Below are 18,038 nucleotides of genomic sequence, written 5' to 3' on the forward strand. Positions count from 1 at the left end.
GCGCGGCGTCGCGCCGCCGGCTCAGGGCGGCGGCGGTTCATCCGCTGGCAGCTGCAGGTCCAGCTGCAGGCGGCTGCCGTCTGCGCCGATGCGCTCGGCGCGCAGATAGTGATGCGCACGCACCGCCGCCAGCGCAACCGGCGCCCGGCACGGCTCGCCCCACAGGCTCAAGGCAAATCCCTGCGCCTGCAGCCAGGCAGTGAGACGGTCCCAGGGCGGCTGCTCGGCCTGCAGGATCAGATCCAGATCCGCCGGCCCCTCAGGCACCGACGCCGGCGCCTGCAGCCAGCGAGCGTAGCTGCCGTGCACATCCACCGGCAGGCCGTTTGCGCGTAGCGCCTGCAGCAGCTGCGCTGCCTGCTGCAGGTCCAACCGCGCGCGGCAGTGCTGGAAGATCAGTGCGTACTCGTGGCTGCGATTGCTGTGCGTGCCTGCCGGCGCCAGCGCTGCGCCCGGCCGCTGGTAGCACAGCACCCGCTCCTCGCGCAGGGTGAACAGGCTGGCAAGGATCCGCCCCACATCCCACGCCTGCGGGATCACCCGCCCGCCGACGACGAGGTTTTCCACCATCGCCACGCCGAAGCCATCCGATCGCATCCGCTTGCGCAACGCATGCAACACCGCGCGCATGCCGGACAGATAGCCTGCGTAATCGGCACTGGCATACAGCTGCCCCGGCAACGCCTCACCGCGCCAGTGGCAACCGAAATACGGCACGTTGGTCAGGCACAGATCGATCGCCGCAGCGGGCGCGGTGTCGACCAGCGTGCCGACCACGACCGGCGCCTGCATGCCGTGCCGTTGCAGGCGCGTGCGTGCCAGTTGCGCACGTGCGGCATCGATCTCCATGCCATGCGCGCAACGCCCTTCCAGCGTCGCCGCCAGCAGCGTGCTGCCGAATCCACAGAACGGGTCGAATACCTGCGCGCCCGGCACGCTGAAGTGCCGCACGAACGGGCGCATCTGGTTGACCCAGCCACAGTCGCGCCCGCCAAGCGGATCGGCCGCGCGCAGGTCCTCGGGCAATGTCCAGGACGGTTCATCCGGTGTCGGCATCCACCAGCTGCGCTGATCGAGTTCATCCATCGGCCGGTTCCCACAGCACATCGGCATCCGGATCCCAGCCCGCGCACAGGCGGCCGTTGGCGAAGAACACCAGCTTGTAAAGGTCGCCGGTCGCGTGGCGTGCGTGCATGGCTGCGTAGTCGGCACTTTCGAACACCACGTCCAGGCCGTCTTCGCTGCGCATGCGCAGATTCCAGAAGTAATAGCCCTCGGTCATGCCGTCCGCCTGCCAGCGCGACCACCACGGCTGCTGCATGCAGTCCGCCAACAGGCTTTCCATGCCGATGCGATGCTGCACGATATAGCGCCAGGTGCCATTGCTGCGGTACGCATCGTCCAGACGCGACAACTCGCGAAAGATCACCTGCGTGGCGCCACAGCTGCGTGCCCACGCGAGGTACTGCGCCACGGCATCGGCAGTGTCCACCCCGCCCCGCTGCACGATGCAGACCAGCCGCACCGGCAGGCGCGCTGCGATGCGTTGCGCCGTACGCGCGAAAACGGCCGCATCGGCAATGGGCTCACCGGGACGAAAGCGCATGATCGCGTCGTTGCCGGCCTGCAGCGGGTGGTGACGCGACAGCTCGATCCACGACAGGCCGAAGTCGACCAGGGCATCGAGCAACTGCGCTCCCTGCGCGCGCGCAAAGCCGGCGCCATTGCTGTACAGCACGCGCTGCTCCACGCGTGGTCCGGTGGGCGTCGTCGTCAAGGTCTGCAGCAAGGTCTGCAACCAGTCCGGATCGTCGGTCATCTCCAGGCCGGACAACGAATACGATAACGGCACCTCGTGCAGCAGCTGCAACGCAGCGCGCAACTGCGCAAAGTAGTCCGGCCCTGGCCGCAACATCGCTGCCACCGGGCCACCGCGATGTTGACGCAGGTTTTCCGAACAGAATCCGCACCGCGCCGAGCACGGCCGTACCGACGCATACGGGGTCAAGGTGATCGGCAACGCTACCCGATATGCGTGCGCGCCGATGCGCAGCGCATGCCATCGGCTGCTCTCGCCCTGCTGCGGCACGCGCCGCCACAGGCTGGGCGCGGCGGCGCGCAAGCCGGCCAGCAGCGGCGAGGCAGACAGCAACGCGTCGTCGTCGATGAAGGCGCGCATGGCGGTGCCTGCGTGGCGAACGTCAGCGACGCGCTGCGTCGGCACGTGCGCGCACCTGCTCCAGGGTCCACTCCTGCTGCATGACGCCGTTTTCCCACACCGTCACCAGCGCATCTTCGCTGTCTGCATGCGTGGCGACGTCGTCCAGCAATGCGCTGCGATAGCTGCCATCGCCACGGTCGCGCAGCAAGGTCAAACGACCGCGCTTGCTCTGCTTGCCCTTGTCGGTGATCGGGTCCTTGTAGACATCGATCCATTGCCCGTCCACACGCACTGCCGAACACTTCAACGCGAACTTCTGCGTGTCGCGATCCACCTTCTGCAACAGCGCACCGCCCATGCCGAAGGCGACGTTGTCGGCGGCATACCCGGCAGCGGTGATGCGTTCGAGAATCGCGCGCAGGGACTGCGGATTGATGCCATCGCCCTGGATCACCCGCACATGGCTGAGCACCTTGTAGCCCTTGCCGTTGAGCCGATGGCCGAACGCCTCGTCCAGCAGCAGCAGGCATTGCTCGACCACGTCCACCGGGTCGCCCGAATCCGGACGGATCACCACCGTCGCGCCGGAGGCGATCACCTCCTCGCGCAAGGTGGTGCCCCAATGCTCGCGGATCGCGCGATAGATGTCGTAGCTGTCCGATACCACCGCCACCAGCGAGCCGGGGCGTGCGAACTGCGTCAGCATGTTGCGGTACGCATCGGCCTCGCGCTCGCGGCCCCAGCTGGTGATGGTGCTGTGCTCGGCGGCGGGAATCGAGTACCCCGCCACCGGCGTGTGGTAATGCGCACGCGTCAGCAACAACGCCGACAAGGTATCGGTGCCGAGGAAGTTCACCAGATGCGCGGCACCGCCCAGCGCGGCCGAGCCAAGGCTGGACACCCCACGCGCGCCGAAGTCATGCAGCTTGAACGGCAGCTGCCCTTCCGGATCGTCGCTGGTGCGCTGCAGGTAATCGCGCACGACCTGCTTCACCTGCCAGCTCACCGTTGCCACCGTCACCGGGTACCACACGCGCAATAGCAGCGTTTCCAGATACGACGGCACCCAGAACGCCTTGGGATCGGTGGATTCGATCGTCATCAACACATTGTGCGTGGGCACGACCGCGCCTTCGGGCACGGCGCGGATGCGGATCGGCAACTGCCCGCCGAGACGATCGACGATATCGCGCCAGCCGGCTTCGTTGAACGGCTCGCCATGCGCGGCCAGCAAGGCCTTCGCATCGTCGATGTCGGCGTGCGTCACCGGCCGGTTGATGGCCTCTTTCAGGATCGACTGCAGGCCGAAGAACACGGTCTGGTCGTAGACGCCACCGCGCGATTCGACATAGAAAAACGCCGCATCGGTACCGGGTGGATACTGCAGCCAGTGGCTGGCCTTGTAGCTGTCGGTGTTGAGCAGCAGGTTATCGAGGTAATGCATGACGGAAGCTCCTTCGCGTCGAATGAACCGGCGGTCTGTCCGCCGGCGGGAGGCTACGGTTCAAGCCGATCTCGGATTGCGCGCGGTTGCCTTTGGTGGATGACGGCACGCACCCGCTATCGCCCTCAGCCGCGACCCAGGAAGAATTCGAGAATATGCAGATGATCTTCGTACAGGCGCGGCCCCATTGCCATCACTTCGGCAAGCGGAATCCAGCGCGCCTTGTCGGCATCGTCGCCGCCGCGCACCGCAGGCAGTTCACCGGCCGGAAACTCGAAATGAAACGCATGGGTGATGGTGCGCCCGCGCAAGCTGCGCTCGGGGTGATCGAACACCTGGCGTCCACGCAACGACCCCTTGAGCACCGGCACCGGCACTTTCAGCCGGGTTTCCTCGCGCAGTTCGCGCAGGCAGCCGTCCAGCAGGCCTTCGTCCTGGCCGACGAAGCCACCGGGCAATGCCCACAGGCCCTTGCCGGGCTCGGCGCGGCGACGCACCAGCAGCACGTGGCCCGAATGCACCACCACCGCATCGGTGGTGACGAAGGTCGGCGGATACGGCGCATCCTTCCAGGCGGCGCGGTACTGCTCGATGAAACGGTATTCGGCCACCAGCTGTGCGTAGCTCGGCGAATTGCGCCGGAACGCGTCCAGCATGTCGTACACCGGCGCCGGCACGTTGCCGCGCAGCATCAGCAACCCACCGTGGAAACCAATCTCGCCGGCCTCGAACAGATAACGGCGCAATTCGGTGGCCGACAGCGTGGCGGTATGTTGCACATCTTCCAGCGGCCACTGCGGGAACTCGCGCAGGTAATAGCTGCTGGCGTCCTTGTCCATGCCGATCAGGCCGATGCGTGCATCGAGCGTGCCGCCATCGGCCTGCACGGCCTCGGCAACCTGCCGCTGCACCTCGGCAATCCACAGGCTTTCGTTGTACAGATGGTCGCGCAACGGGCGCAGGATCAGCCGCTGGCTCTCGCCCGGCAAGGCGGACTCGATCATCACCGCGCGTTCGGCGACAGTCCAGGGATTGCGAATGGTGCGAGGGGTATCGGCGGAGCCGATCAACACGATGAGCTTGTGCGCCTTGCCCAGCGCGTGGCGGGCGACGGCGGCGTGGCCGTTATGAAAGGGCTCGAAACGCCCGATAAACACCAGATAGTCGTACTGCGGTGCCATGAGAATCCCTCACGGTTGAGTAGGCAGCCAGCGGTCTATCCGATGGCTTGGTGCAAATGCTACGCCGATGCGTGACGACGTCAAGCCGGCGCGGTGTCGCAATGACATTTCGGTCATGCATGCCGATTAGACTCGCCGATTTGTCCTTGAGGAATCGCCTGCATGCCACGCCTGTCCTATCGCGCTATGTCACGTTCCTTGTTCGCCGCACTCGCGCTGCTGTGCATCGCCTTGCCTGCGTCGGCTGCTGCGTCGGCGTCGGCGTCGGCTTCGGCTGCTCCTGCGCCCGCACCCTTGCGGGTGATGTCGTTCAACGTACGCGTGCCGGTGGATACCGACGGCGACAAGCGCTGGAGCGTGCGCCGCACGGCGATGGTGGCATCGATCGAACAAGCGCACCCTGACGTCTTCGGGACGCAGGAGTTGGTGCAGGAACAGGCGCAGTATCTGGCTGCGCAACTGCCTGATTACCGCTGGTTCGGCAAAGGCCGCGACGCCGACGGCAGCGGCGAACACATGGGCGTGTTCTACGACAGCCGCGCGGTGTCGGTGGTGGAATCGGGCGACTTCTGGCTATCGGAAACGCCACAGGTGCCCGGCAGCAGCAGCTGGAACACCGACCTGCCGCGCATGGTGACCTGGGCCCTGTTCGAGCGCCGCAGCGACAAACGCCGCTTCTATCTGCTCAACACGCATTTGGCCCACCGTGACCAGGACGAGGCCGCCCGCGAGCACAGCGCGCGCGTGATCCTGTCGCGCATCGCGACGCTGCCGGCCGCCATGCCGGTGGTGCTGACCGGTGACTTCAACAGCGATCCTGACCAAGGCACCTACCGCGTCCTCACCGCCACGCTTGGCGATGCACGCGCACGCGTCTTGGCGCCGCAGGGCCCGGAAAAAACCTTCCAGGACTTCACCACGCAACCGACCCGACGCATCGACTGGATCCTGTTCCGTGGCCTGACACCGACACGCTTTTCCACGCTGGATACTCGCCCCGGCGGTGTGTTGCCGTCCGATCACTATCCGGTGCTGGCCGAATTCGCCTGGCCGCGTTGATCGTGCCGGCGGCGTGACACGCTCACGATGCCGGCCTGTCTGACGCTACGCAGGTCAGTCGCGTTGCAGCCAATCGACCAGCGCTTGCAGCATGGTCGATGACGCAGACCCGTGACGCAGCACGATCGACAGTTGCCGAGGTGCCCAGGCTTCATCCAGGGTCACCGTCACCAGCCGATCGCGCACGCATGAGCGTTGCACTGCGGCGTGCGGAAGAATCGCCACGCCCATGCCTTGCGCGAGCATGCGGCACAGCGCGTCGATGCCTTGTACCTTTGCACGCGTGCGCAACTGCACGCCGGCGCGGTTCACCTGCACGCGCAGGTGCCGTTGCAAGGCGCTGTCGCCGGCCAGGCCCAGCGTGTCCATTCCGGCGAGTTCGCTCAATCGCAGCGTCGAGGCGCCGGCCAGTGGATGCGCGGCAGCCATCACCAGCACCAGCCGATCCTCACGAAACGGCAGCACCTGCAGCCCACTGACGTCGGCATGGCCTGCGACCACGGCGATGTCGGCGCGTTCCTCGCGCACCGCATCGGCGGCTTCGTCGCTGCCCTGCTCGGTCAACGCCAGATCCAGCTGCGGATGCGCGATGAGAAAATCCGCCAACCGTTCGGGCAGCCATGCCGACAGCGCCGCGGTATTGGCCGCCAGCCGCAGCGTCACCTGCCCACCGCCTCCGTAGCCGCCCAGCTCCAGCTGCAGCGCCTCGGTCTGCCGCTGCAATTGCCGTGCGTGCCGCAACAACACACCACCGGCCGGGGTCAGGCTGACACCGCGGCGCCCGCGTTCCAGCAGGACCGCGCCCACTTGCAGCTCCAGCGCACGAATCCGCGCGCTGGCAGCTGCCAACGACAACGCCGCGCGTTGCGCGCCGGCAGTGATGCTGCCCGCCTCGACCACCGCGATGAACAACCGTAAATCGACAAATTCCAGATGCATGAGCGCTCCACACACACGCGTACGTCAATCCAAGTGCACTCGCCGCCGACGAAACAGGCCGGCCCGTCCATGGATCTTTCCATGCTACGCATCCTGTGTCTCAGCCTTCGGCTCAACCGAAGACTGCATCAAACAATCCCGCATTGTCTGCTGCGGAACAAGCCCGGATCCTTGGCTGCATGGCGACATTGCACACTCACTGGTATCTGATCGCAGGTATTTTTTTGCTGGCTGGCTGGGTCAAGGGCGTGGCCGGAATGGGCTTGCCGACCGTGGCAATGGGGCTGCTGGGTCTATGGCTGACACCTGCCGAGGCAGCGACGTTGCTGGCGCTGCCTTCGCTGGTGACGAATGTGCAGCAAGCCTGGGGACCAGACATGCTCGCCCTGTTGCGACGCCTGTGGCCATTGCTGGCAACCGTGACGCTCGGCACCTGGCTGAGCGCAGGAGTGATGACAGGCGCCGATCCCACTTTGGTCCGCGCCGGGTTGGGCGTGCTGCTGGCGCTGTATGCCCTGCTTGGGCTGGCGCGCCGACAGTGGACGCTGCAGGCGCGTCACGAACCCTGGGCCGGGCCAGTGGCCGGCCTGGTCACCGGTCTGTTGAGTGGCGCCACCGGCGTGTTCGTGCTGCCATCACTGCCTTACCTCACCGCATTGCAGCTCCCGCGCGACCTGTTGATCCGGTCTCTAGGCTGGTGTTTCGGCGTTGCGACACTGGCGCTGGCCAGTGCCCTGGCCTGGCACGGCGCGCTACCCGGCGCGGCGATCGCTCCGTCGCTATGGGCGCTGCTGCCTACCGCCATCGGCATGTCGCTGGGTGCCTGGGTGCGCAATCGCATTTCCGCCGATACGTTTCGGCGCTTTTTTTTCACCACGTTGCTGGTGCTCGGCCTGCAAGGCGTTTGGCAGGCACTGGCGTAACGCCACGTCGGACGCAATCAAGCGTTGCACGGCACACGGGCACGGCAGCCGTCCAATCGATCATCAGTCAAGCCCGCTCGCGCCGTCGTGCCCCATATGAAAGGGCCGGCCAACAAAAACGCCACCGCAATGCGGTGGCGTTTTTTGTGCTTCAACCCAATGTTGCCGTCAGGTGCTCGGCGAACGATCAATCGGCCCAACGACCCGGGGCGGTCGACTGCGGCAGTACCTGCGCCGACAACGGCTGGTCCTGCGACAGCAGGCCCAGCGCATCGGCCAGGATGGCGGCCGATTCGTGCAGCAACGGATCCGGGCGCTTTTCCGCAGCCTTTTCGCGTGCGGTGTCCTTGACGATATCGCGCTCGTTGCCGGTCAGGCCGTCGTCGCTGTCTTCGGCAAGCGGATCCAGCGGCAGGCCGAGCTGCTTGCGCGCCTGCTGGCGATCCTTGCGTTGTTGATCCTGCTTCTGACGCTCGGCCACGCGCTCGGCTTCGTTCAAGGAGATGTACTTCTTGGCCTTCTCATCGCGGAACTGCTTGACGTCCTCTTCCCACCACTGGAACTCCTTGTCGGTGGCGATGCGCGCGGTATGCAGGCCCTGCAACTTGGGCAACAGCGGTGCGAAGTTGCCGTACTGGGTATGCGGCGCGGCGGCAATGCGCGTCCACGGCAGCGCATTGTCGTAGGTGCTCTCGCCGAACTCGGTGGCATCCACGCTGGCCGGGAACGCGATGTCCGGCACCACGCCCTTGTGCTGGGTACTGGAGCCGCTGACGCGGAAGAACTGCGCGATCGTCAGCTTGACCTGCCCATAGCGCTGACCTTCTGCAGCAGGCCAGCGGTCCAGGTCGACAATGTTCTGCACGGTGCCCTTGCCGAAGCTGGTTTCGCCGATCACCAGACCGCGACCGTAATCCTGGATGGCACCGGCAAAGATCTCCGACGCCGACGCCGAGCCGCGATTGATCAACACGCCCAGCGGACCGTCCCAGGCAACCTTGGGATTGCTGTCGCCGTTGACGGTGACGCGGCCACCGGATTCACGCACCTGCACCACCGGGCCCTGCTCGATGAACAGGCCGGTGAGCTCGATCGCTTCGTCCAGCGAACCGCCGCCGTTGTTGCGCAGGTCCAGCACCACGCCGTCGACCTTGTCGGTCTTGAAGCCGGCCAGCAGCTTGGCGACGTCGCGTGTTGCCGAGGCATAGTCGGTCGCGTTGCGACGACGGCCTTCGAAATCCTGATAGAAGCCCGGCAGCTTGATGATGCCGATGCGGCGCTCGGGCTCACTGCCCTTGGCCGGCAGGGTGATGGTCTCGCCCTTGGCGGCCTGTTCGGCCAGGCGCACCTTCTGCCGGGTCAGCGTCACTGTGCGGTGCTTGCCGTCGATCCCCGACTCGGCCGGGATGTATTCCAGGCGCACCTGGGTGTCCTTGCTGCCGCGGATCTTGGCCACCACATCGTCGATGCGCCAGCCGATCACATCCTCGATCGCGCCGTTCTTGGCCTGGCCCACGCCGACGATGCGATCGCCCGGCTTGAGCGTGCCATCTACCGCCGCCGGACCACCCGGGATCACCTCGCGGATCACCACCATGTCGTCCTGCTTCTGCAGCTGCGCGCCGATGCCTTCCAGCGACAGCGACATCTGCTGATTGAAGTTTTCGGCCGTGCGCGGGGTGAAGTAATCGGTGTGCGGATCGACCGCATTGGTGTAGGCGTTGACGAAGAACTGGAACACGTCCTCGGCCTTCAACTCGTTGACCGAATCGGCCAGCGCGGCATAGCGCTTGTCCAGCGTCTTGCGGATGTCTTCGGGCTTCTTGCCGGCCAGCTTCAGGCGCAGCCAGTCGTTCATCACCGACTGGCGCCACAGCACGTCCAGCTGCTTGTCGTCGGCAGCCCACGGCACATCCTTGCGGTCGTACTCGAACTTGTCGCTGCCGGTGAAATCGAAGTCCTGCTTGAGCAGGTCGCGTGCGTACTTGACGCGCTGGTCGACACGCTTCTTGTAGACCGAGAACACCTGGAACGCCGGATCCAGCTTGCCACCGCGCAGCGCATCGCCCACGCCTGCTTCCAGCGGCGCAAAGCCGGTGATGTCGGTCTGGGTAAAGAACTGTTTGCTGCCGTCCAGGGTTTCCAGATAGCGCTTGAACACGTCCTTGGTCATGGCCTCGTCCAGCGTGCGCGGACGGTAGGCGTAGCGGCTATCGGAGAGCAGGCCATAGACCAGCTTGGTCGCTGTGGCCTGATCGGGCGTGGCTGCCGCCGGCAACGCCGTGTCGGCGCGTGCGAGCAATGCCATCGGAGTGGTCAACACCAGCGCCAGCAGGCCGGCCTTCATGGACGCAGAAACGTTGTAGGTCATCGAATGGCTCTCGGCACAGGGCCGACGAAAGAAAGGCGGTGAACGGATCGGACAGCATGACAGTGCCGAAAGTTGCTGGCGTTGTCATCCGCTGGCTGAATCAGCCTAGCGCCGGGCCTGTAGCGGATTGTGAACGCGACCGTACCCTGCAGGCCAAAAACGCAGAGGCCGGATACGAAAAGACCCCGAAAGATCCGGGGTCTAGTGCGTCGCTCGGCATCGAAATCGTTGCAACCGCTCGCACGCAGTTGCCAAGTGGGATGCGCCCGGCCCGCAAGGAGCTGCGGCGCCAGACGATGCATCCGCCCGGACTGGCGGCCGCGGCCGCCTGAGCGCGGACGCCATCGGCTGTCTCAAGCAGCGACGCCGGCGCCGGCCGCCTGCCGGTCGGCGTGGTACGACGAGCGCACCATCGGTCCGGATGCGACATGGCTGAAGCCCAGCGCGTTGCCGTAGTCCTCCAGCGCCTTGTATTCCTCCGGCGTCCAGTAGCGCATCACCGGGTGGTGGTGCGGGGTCGGCTGCAGGTACTGGCCGATGGTGATCATGTCCACATCGTGCGCGCGCAGGTCGCGCAAGGTCGCCTGCACCTGCTCCATCGTCTCGCCCAGGCCGAGCATGATGCCCGACTTGGTGGCGATGGACGGATGCTGCGCCTTGAAGCGCTGCAGCAGGGTCAGCGACCACTGGTAGTCGGCACCCGGACGCACGTTGGGGTACAGGTCCGGCACGGTTTCGATGTTGTGGTTGAACACGTCCGGCGGGCTGAGCGCCAGGATCTCCAGTGCGCGGTCCATGCGGCCCTTGCCGCGGAAATCCGGGGTCAGGATCTCGATACGGGTCTTGGGTGAGCTGACCCGGATGGCCGCAATGCAGTCGACGAAATGCTGGGCACCGCCGTCGCGCAGGTCGTCGCGATCCACGCTGGTCACCACCACGTATTTCAGGCCCATGTCGGCCACGGTGGTGGCCAGGCTGGCCGGCTCGTTTGCATCCGGCGGCTTGGGCCGGCCGTGCGCCACATCGCAGAACGAGCAGCGCCGCGTGCACACCTCGCCCAGGATCATGAAGGTCGCGGTGCCGTGGCTGAAACATTCGTGGATGTTCGGGCAGCTGGCTTCCTCGCAGACCGTGACCAGGCGGTTTTCGCGCAGCTTGGCCTTGAGGTTCTGCACCGCATTGCCGGATGGAATCCGCACGCGGATCCACGACGGCTTGCGCAGCACCGGCGCATCGACGAACTGCACCGGCGAGCGATTGATCTTGTCGCCACCGATCTGCTTGACGCCGGTCTGCAACGGCGCAGGTGCGGCGGTGTCGCCGGAGACGACCTGCAAGGGGATGGAACGGGCGATAGGCTGGGTCATGGCGATAACGGGCGCTCAGGCCGGAAGCGAAAGGTCGGGCAACGCGGAGACAGGCTGCAACACGAGACCGAACTGGCGCGCCAGCTGGTCGAGCAGCACCGCCTTGACGGCGTCCATCCCGGAGGGGCCGCCCAAGTCTAGCACCGAGGTCACCCGCAGGCCCTGGTAGCCACAGGGGTTGATGCGGTGGAACGGCTCCAGGTCCATCGCCACGTTGAACGACAGGCCGTGGAAGGTGCAGCCGCGCCGCACCCGGATCCCGAGCGCGGCGATCTTGGCCCCGCCCACGTAAACGCCCGGCGCGCCCTCGCGGCGCTCGGCGACGATGTTCCACTCGTCCAGCGTATCGATCAGCGCCTGCTCGATCTTGCACACGTAATCGCGCACGCCGATCCTGAGCCGGCGCAGATCCAGCAGCGGATAGACCACCAGCTGGCCCGGGCCGTGATAGGTCACCTGTCCACCGCGATCGACCTGCAACACCGGAATCTCGCCCGGCGCCAGCACGTGCTCGGGCTTGCCCGCCTGGCCCAGCGTAAACACCGGCGCATGCTCGACCGCCCACACCTCGTCTGCCGTTGCCTCATCACGCGCATCGGTGAAACGCTGCATCGCGCGCCACACCGGCGCGTACTCCTGTCGACCGAGGTCGCGCAACTGCGCTGGCAGAACGGGAACAGCGCTCGCCAGCGCCTGAACCGCTACAGCGTCCACTTCACTTCCGGGTGATCGCGCAGCGCCTGGTGCGCAGCGTCGAACTGCTCGCGGCTCTCGGCGCGAAAGCCGATCTTCACCGAGACATATTTGCCGCTGGACGAATGCTTCCAGCTGATACTTTCCTCCAGCAGTTCCACGCCGGTGGCGGCGAGCAGACGCGGAAGTTCGCTTTCCAGCCCGCGCTCGGCCGCGCCCATGGCGCTGAGCTCGAAGGTACCGGGAAACTGGAAGCCGTGATCGGAGTTGTCGGTGCTGATTTCCATCCGCCCATTATCGGGACGATGGCGGACAAACCCAAGCCCGCGCCGACCGGACCGATGAGCGTGTCGCTGCCAGGGAGTCTGACGGTCAGCTCCCAACTTTCAGCAAGAATCTGTCATTACAGTCCAGGACCAAACACAGCTACGCGCCGGCAATGGTTCTACACGGAAGCGCGCCCGCAGAAAATGCTTCCCGCTCCGGCACACATTCACGCGGCGCAGCCGTGGCCGCAGGCACCTTTGCTGAACACCGCCCTCTCTTACCTTTTCAGGCCCTCCATGCTTCGACCGCGCGCGTTGTCCGCTGCCCTGCTGCTCTCTCTTTCCGGGCTGTCGATGCCGGCCCTGGCCGCCGACCAGTGCGACTCCAGCAGAATGAGCCGGACTCCGCCGGCGGTGAACTTCCGGGTCGACAACGACCTGTTCGGCGGAGAGGATCAGGATCAGGGCTATTCCAATGGTGCGGTGCTGACGCTGGTGTCGCCCAATCTGGTCGACTACACCGACGACCCCTGCCTGCCGCGCACCGCGCGCTGGGTCAACGGCTATCTGGAGCGCCTGCATCCGAGCGAGTTCGACCAGCAGAACATGGTGTTCTCGATCGGCCAGGCGATTTTCACTCCCACCGATGCTACCCGCCGCGATGTGATTCCCGACGATCGCCCGTATGCGGGCATCCTGCTGGCGAGCTTCGGTTACAACGCGCGCAACGAGGCGCATCTGCGCACCACCCAGCTGCAGCTCGGCGTGGTCGGCCCGTGGGCATTTGCGCAGGAAGCGCAGGATGCGATCCACGATGCGCTGGGCGACGAAAAATTCCAGGGCTGGGACAACCAGCTGCACAACGAGCCGCTGATCAACCTGGTGCACGAGCGCATGCGCCGCTGGCCGAGCGATGCGGCGGTCAATGCGGACGGCTTCGGCTGGGATTTCATTTCGCATTGGGGTGGCGCGGTCGGCAACATGGCCACGCATCTGAACGCTGGCGGCGAGGCGCGCTTCGGCTGGAAGCTGCCGGACGACTTCGGCAGCACCCCGACCCGCCCGGCCGGCGAGAATACCGCTCCCAGCCGGCTCGGACGCGCCAGCGGCTGGTCGGGCCATCTGTTCGTGACCACCGATGCGCGCTGGGTGCTGCGCGACATCACGCTGGACGGCAACACCTTCCGCAACAGCCACAGCGTGGACAAGCGCCCGTTCGTGGGCGATGTCGGCTACGGTCTGGCGGTGATGTACGGCCGCTGGAAGTTCGCCATCGCCCGCTATCACCGTACCCGCGAATTCGACACCCAGCGCGAAACGCCGGTGTATGGCAGCTTCACGATCAGTCGGATGCTTTGAGGGCTGGGAATCGGGAACTGAGAATCGGGAATAGGTAGAGCAAGAGCGACACGCCGCTTCTGCGATTCCCGCCTCTCCGATTCGCGATTCCCGATTCCCGATTCCAAAGAAAAAGCCGGCTTTCGCCGGCTTTTTCTTTGGATCACTCCGATTCCCACCACATCCAGAACGCATCCCAGAGGCGCTTGAAGAAGCCGCCTTCTTCCACGGCGTTGATGGCGACCAGCGGGGCCTGGGCGATGATCTTGCCGTCCAGGCTGACCTTGACGGTGCCGATCTGCTGGCCCTGCTTGATCGGGGCCTGCAGGTTCTTGGCCACTTCCATGCTGGGCTTGAGGTCGTTGTAGCGGCCGCGCTGCAGGCTGACCAGCAGTGGCTGGGCCACGCCGAGCTGCACTTCGTCCTGCTGGCCCTTCCAGACCTTCTGCTTGGTCACGACCTTGCCGGGCGCGTACAGGCTGTGGGTTTCGAAGAAGCGGAAGCCCCAGTTGAGCAGGGCCAGGCTGTCGTCGGCACGCTGGCGCTCGGACGAATCGCCCATCACCACCGCCACCAGGCGCTGGTCGCCGCGCTTGGCCGAGCTCAGCAGGCAGTAGCCGGCCTCGGAGGTGTGGCCGGTCTTGATGCCGTCCACCGCCGGGTCGCGCCACAACAGCAGGTTGCGGTTGTTCTGCTTGATGCTGCCGACCTGGAATTCCTTGATCTTGTTGTAGGCGTAGGTCTCCGGGTAATCGCGCACCATCGCGCGGCCCAGCATGGCCAGGTCGTAGGCGGTGGAATGGTGGCCTTCGGCGCTGAGGCCGTGCGCATTGACGAAGTAGGAGTCCTTCATGCCGATCTTGGCGGCGTAGCTGTTCATCAGCGAGGCGAAGGCTTCTTCACTGCCGGCCACATGTTCGGCCAATGCGATCGCGGCATCGTTGCCGGACTGGATCGCCATGCCCTTTTCCATGTCTTCCAGACGCGCGGTCTGGTTGACCGGGAAGCCGCTGTAGCTGCCATCGGTGCCGGCACCGCCCTCGCGCCAGGCGCGCTCGCTCATCATGACCTGGTCGTCGCGCTTGACCTTGCCGTTCTTGATTTCGGCAGCGACCACATAGGACGTCATCACCTTGGTGATGCTGGCCGGCGCCAGTTGCTGGTGGATGTTTTCACCGGCCAGCACCTGCCCGGTGGCGTAATCCATCAGGATCCACGACTTGGACACGGCCGGCGCGGGTGCTGGCGGAACCGGGACGGCGGCCGGCGCAGCGGCGACGGCAGGCGTCGGCTGCGGCGCAGGCGTCTGGGCGCAGACCAGGCCAAAGGCGAACGTGGCCACCGCAGCGGCGGCGAAGCGGAATTTCATTGAAGAACGACTCCTGACGGGCCCGAAGGCTGGGTAATGCGAAATTGTAAGGCGCCGCGGCGATCAGGGCGACGCGCCAGAGGGTGCGCGCGCCTGCGCAGTTCAGCGATGGCGGCAGGCGGCATGCTGAACGCGGCTGACGGGACTGGGCAATCGGGCAATCCATACAGGGCGCGCAGTGATCACGACTGCTCGACCATACCTTCCGATGTCAGGGGCGCCGGCCTACCCGCCGACGCCTTGGCAGACAGATCGCCCCGGCCTAGTTGGCAACGATCTGCGGACGCCCGAAGCCCAGACCGGCGATGCGCTGCGCGATTTCCGAGGCATTGGCGTGATCGCGCGCGTTGACGCGCAGCCGCCACAAGGTGCGGCCGCCGCTGACGATGTCGCTGACGCTGGCGCCGGCAATACCGGCCGAAGCGAGTTGCGACAGCGCGCGATTGGCGTTTTCGCGACTGGCGAAACTGGCCACCTGCAACAGGATGTCGCCCAATGCCGCCTCGGCCACGCTCGGCGCCTTGGCTGGCGCCGGCTCGCTCCTGAGCGGACGCGCCGGTGCGCTGTCGGTGGGCTTGATCGCCGCAACCGCGACCGGGGCGGCGGCCACCGCGACGGACGAGGCAGGCCGTGGCGCGGCGGCAGCCGGCTTGCCGGTGGCAACGCGCACGCCTTGCGCCTTCATCCAGGCATCGAAGTTGTCGGCATTGCCTGGCTGGCGCGAATCGGCCACGCGGTAACGCCAACGCTCGCCCGCGGGGACCGCAGCGGCCCCCGCACTGCCTGCCGCCGCGGCGGCCGCCGGGGCGGCGGCGCTGGCAGCCACTGCACGCGGGGCGGCGGCCGGCACGGTGCGGGTGGGCAGACGCTGCACCAGCCCATCGATCTGGCTGGCGCTGGCGGCCGGCCGTGCGGCGGCCACCGCGGTGCTGACAGGTGCGCTGCCACTGCGGCGCTTGGCCAGCAGATTGCCGTTGTCGGCTTCGGTCAGGCCACGTACTTCGACGTTGCCGGTGCCCTTGCCGGTGATGCCCAGCTTGACCGCCGCAGCGTAGCTCAGATCGATCACGCGACCATCGTGGAACGGGCCGCGGTCGTTGACGCGCACCACCACCGAGTCGCCGGTGTCGGTATTGGTCACCAAGGCGAAGCTGGGCAGCGGCAAGGTCTTGTGGGCGGCAGTGAAGGCGTACATGTCGTAGACCTCCTTGTTGGAGGTCAGCCGGCCGTGGAATTTGCTGCCGTAATACGAGGCGGTACCACGTTCGACATAGTCGCCGGGGTTGTCCATCACCACGTAGCGCTTGCCCAGCACTTCGTATGGCGAGCGGTTGCCCACCGCCGAGCGCGGCTCGTTGGCGACCAGCGGTTCGGGAATGCAGGCGACGTTGGGCACGTGGTCCGGCGTGGCGTCCTTGACGCCGGGCTTGTACAGGCCGCCGGCGGTGTAGTCGCCGCGCGTGGACGGATCCTCCTTGGCGGCCGCGTACGGTGAGATCGAAGGGCAACCGGTGGCGACATACGCCGGCCCCTTGCCGTCGACCTTGACGCTCTTGATCGCGCCGCTTCCGCCGTTACCGGCGCTTTTCTTCGGTGCACTGCTACAGGCCGCCAGGCCGAGCATCAGCGCCATCGGGATCAACCACTTGGGGCCTGTCGTGCTGTTCATGCCGGGGGTAACTCCTTGCCGGCGATGGCCTCGGACAGCTGGAACACGGCCATCGCGTACATCTTGGAAATGTTGTATCGAGTGATCGCGTAGAAATTCTGGAAGCCCAGCCAGTACTGCTTGCCGTTGGCATCGTCCAGGGTGATCGGCGTGGCGGTGCTGCCGGCCACCACCGGCGCATTGGGGTGATAGCCGCGCGTGGACAGATCGGCCAGCGTGTACACCGGCGACCAGTCGGTGGGGTTGAGTTCCTCATGGCCGGCGGCCAGCGTGGCCGGCACCGCGACCTGACCACCGCGCACCCAACCGCCCTTCTTGACGAAGTAGTTGGCGACCGAGGCGAACACGTCGTTGTGGTCGGTGAACAGATTGCGCTTGCCGTCGGCATCGCCATCGACGGCGAACTGACGGTAGCTGGACGGCATGAACTGGCCCATGCCCATCGCGCCGGCATAGCTGCCGATCAGCGTGGTGACATCGAGTTGCTCTTCCTTGCCGAGCGCGAACAGCTGGCCAAGTTCATCGCGAAAGAACAGCTCGCGACGCACTTCGCGTTCGAGCTTGGCCGGGTCGCCGCTGCGCGGGTAGCGGAACGCCAGCGTGTACAGCGCGTCCAGCACGCGGTACTTGCCGGCGTTGCTGCCGTAACTGGTCTCCACCCCGATGATGGCCACGATCACCTGCGCCGGCACGCCGGTGGCCGCTTCGACCTTGTTCAGTTCGGCACGATGTTCGGCCAGGAACTTGCGGCCGCCATCGATCCGCGCCTGGGTGATGAACATCGGGCGGTATTCGTTCCAGGGTTTGACCCGCTCGGCCGGGCGCGACATCGCGGTGACGATGGCGTCCTTGAACTGCGCCTGTGCCAGCACCGCGTCGATCTGAGCGGCATCGATGCCGTATTTGGCGGCGGTGTCGCGCACGAAGTTGGCGCGGGCGATGTCGAACGGCACCGGCGTCAGGTCCACCGGCGGCAGCGCGGGCGCTTCGGCGGCGGCACTGACGGGCGCGACCGGGACGCTCGGCGGCTTGGCCGGGGGCGCGCTGGCGGCCGGCGGCGGGGTCGGAGGGCTGGGCTGAGTCGCGCAGGCGACAAGGCCGAGGGTGAGCAGGCAGGTCAGAGTGCGTCGAATCATTGGCTGAGGGTAACAGAGAACAGATGAACTTCTGGCAATAAGACCATGAAACGAAACAGCTTTAGCGCGCCATTTGCGAGCGGGGATTGGGGATTGGTTTGGTGCTGCGCGGGAATGGGGAA

Annotated in this window: 16 protein-coding genes; 4 read left to right on the forward strand and 12 right to left on the reverse strand. The window is 66.1% G+C overall.

The features are described 5' to 3' along the window. Nucleotides 1–21: 21 nt before the first annotated feature. The 4 genes from XaplCFBP3123_RS05715 to XaplCFBP3123_RS05730 form a co-directional block, all read right to left on the reverse strand. Complete coding sequence (locus XaplCFBP3123_RS05715) at nucleotides 22–1,086, reverse strand: DNA methyltransferase (RefSeq protein ID WP_104533112.1); 1,065 nt, start codon at nucleotides 1,084–1,086, stop codon at nucleotides 22–24. Further along, nucleotides 1,079–2,179 (reverse strand): hypothetical protein, encoded by a 1,101-nt coding sequence (locus XaplCFBP3123_RS05720; RefSeq protein ID WP_104533302.1) that lies wholly within the window; start codon nucleotides 2,177–2,179, stop codon nucleotides 1,079–1,081. The genes XaplCFBP3123_RS05715 and XaplCFBP3123_RS05720 overlap by 8 nt, the downstream gene beginning before the upstream one ends. A gap of 22 nt (nucleotides 2,180–2,201) precedes the next feature. Next, complete coding sequence (locus XaplCFBP3123_RS05725) at nucleotides 2,202–3,605, reverse strand: nicotinate phosphoribosyltransferase (protein ID WP_104533113.1); 1,404 nt, start codon at nucleotides 3,603–3,605, stop codon at nucleotides 2,202–2,204. A 125-nt stretch (nucleotides 3,606–3,730) separates the two neighbouring features. Further along, nucleotides 3,731–4,786 (reverse strand): bifunctional nicotinamide-nucleotide adenylyltransferase/Nudix hydroxylase, encoded by a 1,056-nt coding sequence (locus XaplCFBP3123_RS05730; protein WP_104533114.1) that lies wholly within the window; start codon nucleotides 4,784–4,786, stop codon nucleotides 3,731–3,733. Nucleotides 4,787–4,948: 162 nt separating this feature from the next. Here XaplCFBP3123_RS05730 and XaplCFBP3123_RS05735 point away from each other — a divergent pair, with 162 nt between their 5' ends. Continuing rightward, complete coding sequence (locus XaplCFBP3123_RS05735) at nucleotides 4,949–5,845, forward strand: endonuclease/exonuclease/phosphatase family protein (RefSeq protein WP_104533115.1); 897 nt, start codon at nucleotides 4,949–4,951, stop codon at nucleotides 5,843–5,845. A gap of 54 nt (nucleotides 5,846–5,899) precedes the next feature. Here the strand turns inward: XaplCFBP3123_RS05735 and XaplCFBP3123_RS05740 are convergent, their stop codons facing one another. Further along, nucleotides 5,900–6,784: a LysR substrate-binding domain-containing protein gene (locus tag XaplCFBP3123_RS05740; protein WP_104533116.1), complete on the reverse strand. Its 885-nt coding sequence runs from the start codon at nucleotides 6,782–6,784 to the stop codon at nucleotides 5,900–5,902. Nucleotides 6,785–6,963: 179 nt separating this feature from the next. Between XaplCFBP3123_RS05740 and XaplCFBP3123_RS05745 the strand changes: the two genes are divergently transcribed. After that, the gene (locus XaplCFBP3123_RS05745; RefSeq protein WP_104533117.1) at nucleotides 6,964–7,707 is read left to right on the forward strand and encodes a sulfite exporter TauE/SafE family protein; all 744 of its coding nucleotides are present in this window, start codon (nucleotides 6,964–6,966) and stop codon (nucleotides 7,705–7,707) included. A 187-nt stretch (nucleotides 7,708–7,894) separates the two neighbouring features. Here XaplCFBP3123_RS05745 and XaplCFBP3123_RS05750 read toward each other — a convergent pair whose 3' ends face one another. Beyond that, complete coding sequence (locus XaplCFBP3123_RS05750) at nucleotides 7,895–10,054, reverse strand: carboxy terminal-processing peptidase (protein ID WP_172453121.1); 2,160 nt, start codon at nucleotides 10,052–10,054, stop codon at nucleotides 7,895–7,897. 80 nt (nucleotides 10,055–10,134) lie between these two features. Between XaplCFBP3123_RS05750 and XaplCFBP3123_RS21175 the strand changes: the two genes are divergently transcribed. Beyond that, a complete protein-coding gene (locus XaplCFBP3123_RS21175; protein ID WP_146091273.1) occupies nucleotides 10,135–10,410 on the forward strand; it encodes a hypothetical protein in 276 nt (91 codons plus the stop codon). Nucleotides 10,411–10,431: 21 nt separating this feature from the next. Here XaplCFBP3123_RS21175 and lipA read toward each other — a convergent pair whose 3' ends face one another. From lipA to XaplCFBP3123_RS05765, 3 genes are read right to left on the reverse strand one after another with little or no spacing between them, the layout of a single operon-like run. Beyond that, on the reverse strand, nucleotides 10,432–11,445 hold the full coding sequence (gene lipA, locus XaplCFBP3123_RS05755; RefSeq protein WP_104533119.1) for a lipoyl synthase: 1,014 nt from the start codon (nucleotides 11,443–11,445) through the stop codon (nucleotides 10,432–10,434). 15 nt (nucleotides 11,446–11,460) lie between these two features. Beyond that, entirely contained in the window at nucleotides 11,461–12,159 is a 699-nt protein-coding gene (gene lipB, locus XaplCFBP3123_RS05760) for a lipoyl(octanoyl) transferase LipB (protein WP_104533120.1), read from the reverse strand. Beyond that, on the reverse strand, nucleotides 12,147–12,425 hold the full coding sequence (locus XaplCFBP3123_RS05765) for a YbeD family protein (RefSeq protein ID WP_104533121.1): 279 nt from the start codon (nucleotides 12,423–12,425) through the stop codon (nucleotides 12,147–12,149). Before XaplCFBP3123_RS05765 ends, lipB begins: the two co-directional genes overlap by 13 nt. Before the next feature lie 276 nt (nucleotides 12,426–12,701). On the opposite strand from XaplCFBP3123_RS05765, the gene XaplCFBP3123_RS05770 reads away from it, so the two are divergent. Beyond that, the gene (locus XaplCFBP3123_RS05770) at nucleotides 12,702–13,763 is read left to right on the forward strand and encodes a lipid A deacylase LpxR family protein (protein ID WP_104533122.1); all 1,062 of its coding nucleotides are present in this window, start codon (nucleotides 12,702–12,704) and stop codon (nucleotides 13,761–13,763) included. Nucleotides 13,764–13,905: 142 nt separating this feature from the next. On the opposite strand, the gene XaplCFBP3123_RS05775 is transcribed toward XaplCFBP3123_RS05770, so the two are convergent. The 3 genes from XaplCFBP3123_RS05775 to mltB all read right to left on the reverse strand — a co-directional run bounded on the left by XaplCFBP3123_RS05775 (nucleotide 13,906) and on the right by mltB (nucleotide 17,916). After that, nucleotides 13,906–15,111: a D-alanyl-D-alanine carboxypeptidase family protein gene (locus XaplCFBP3123_RS05775; protein ID WP_016900824.1), complete on the reverse strand. Its 1,206-nt coding sequence runs from the start codon at nucleotides 15,109–15,111 to the stop codon at nucleotides 13,906–13,908. Between the two features lie 262 nt (nucleotides 15,112–15,373). Beyond that, complete coding sequence (locus XaplCFBP3123_RS05780; protein WP_104533123.1) at nucleotides 15,374–16,780, reverse strand: septal ring lytic transglycosylase RlpA family protein; 1,407 nt, start codon at nucleotides 16,778–16,780, stop codon at nucleotides 15,374–15,376. Beyond that, entirely contained in the window at nucleotides 16,777–17,916 is a 1,140-nt protein-coding gene (gene mltB, locus XaplCFBP3123_RS05785; protein WP_104533124.1) for a lytic murein transglycosylase B, read from the reverse strand. Before mltB ends, XaplCFBP3123_RS05780 begins: the two co-directional genes overlap by 4 nt. Nucleotides 17,917–18,038: the final 122 nt, after the last annotated feature.

Origin of the sequence: Xanthomonas arboricola pv. populi (assembly GCF_002939945.1) — a bacterium.
Classification (GTDB): Bacteria; Pseudomonadota; Gammaproteobacteria; order Xanthomonadales; family Xanthomonadaceae; genus Xanthomonas; species Xanthomonas arboricola_A.

What these genes read in the sequence shown, in the direction of transcription:
- XaplCFBP3123_RS05715 (WP_104533112.1), bottom strand. Translation starts at nt 1,086, where the DNA reads ATGGATGAACTCGATCAGCGCAGCTGGTGGATGCCGACACCGGATGAA.
- XaplCFBP3123_RS05720 (WP_104533302.1), bottom strand. Translation starts at nt 2,179, where the DNA reads ATGCGCGCCTTCATCGACGACGACGCGTTGCTGTCTGCCTCGCCGCTG.
- XaplCFBP3123_RS05725 (WP_104533113.1), bottom strand. Translation starts at nt 3,605, where the DNA reads ATGCATTACCTCGATAACCTGCTGCTCAACACCGACAGCTACAAGGCC.
- XaplCFBP3123_RS05730 (WP_104533114.1), bottom strand. Translation starts at nt 4,786, where the DNA reads ATGGCACCGCAGTACGACTATCTGGTGTTTATCGGGCGTTTCGAGCCC.
- XaplCFBP3123_RS05735 (WP_104533115.1), top strand. Translation starts at nt 4,949, where the DNA reads ATGCCACGCCTGTCCTATCGCGCTATGTCACGTTCCTTGTTCGCCGCA.
- XaplCFBP3123_RS05740 (WP_104533116.1), bottom strand. Translation starts at nt 6,784, where the DNA reads ATGCATCTGGAATTTGTCGATTTACGGTTGTTCATCGCGGTGGTCGAG.
- XaplCFBP3123_RS05745 (WP_104533117.1), top strand. Translation starts at nt 6,964, where the DNA reads ATGGCGACATTGCACACTCACTGGTATCTGATCGCAGGTATTTTTTTG.
- XaplCFBP3123_RS05750 (WP_172453121.1), bottom strand. Translation starts at nt 10,054, where the DNA reads ATGAAGGCCGGCCTGCTGGCGCTGGTGTTGACCACTCCGATGGCATTG.
- XaplCFBP3123_RS21175 (WP_146091273.1), top strand. Translation starts at nt 10,135, where the DNA reads ATGACAGTGCCGAAAGTTGCTGGCGTTGTCATCCGCTGGCTGAATCAG.
- lipA (WP_104533119.1), bottom strand. Translation starts at nt 11,445, where the DNA reads ATGACCCAGCCTATCGCCCGTTCCATCCCCTTGCAGGTCGTCTCCGGC.
- XaplCFBP3123_RS05765 (WP_104533121.1), bottom strand. Translation starts at nt 12,425, where the DNA reads ATGGAAATCAGCACCGACAACTCCGATCACGGCTTCCAGTTTCCCGGT.
- XaplCFBP3123_RS05770 (WP_104533122.1), top strand. Translation starts at nt 12,702, where the DNA reads ATGCTTCGACCGCGCGCGTTGTCCGCTGCCCTGCTGCTCTCTCTTTCC.
- XaplCFBP3123_RS05775 (WP_016900824.1), bottom strand. Translation starts at nt 15,111, where the DNA reads ATGAAATTCCGCTTCGCCGCCGCTGCGGTGGCCACGTTCGCCTTTGGC.
- XaplCFBP3123_RS05780 (WP_104533123.1), bottom strand. Translation starts at nt 16,780, where the DNA reads ATGAACAGCACGACAGGCCCCAAGTGGTTGATCCCGATGGCGCTGATG.
- mltB (WP_104533124.1), bottom strand. Translation starts at nt 17,916, where the DNA reads ATGATTCGACGCACTCTGACCTGCCTGCTCACCCTCGGCCTTGTCGCC.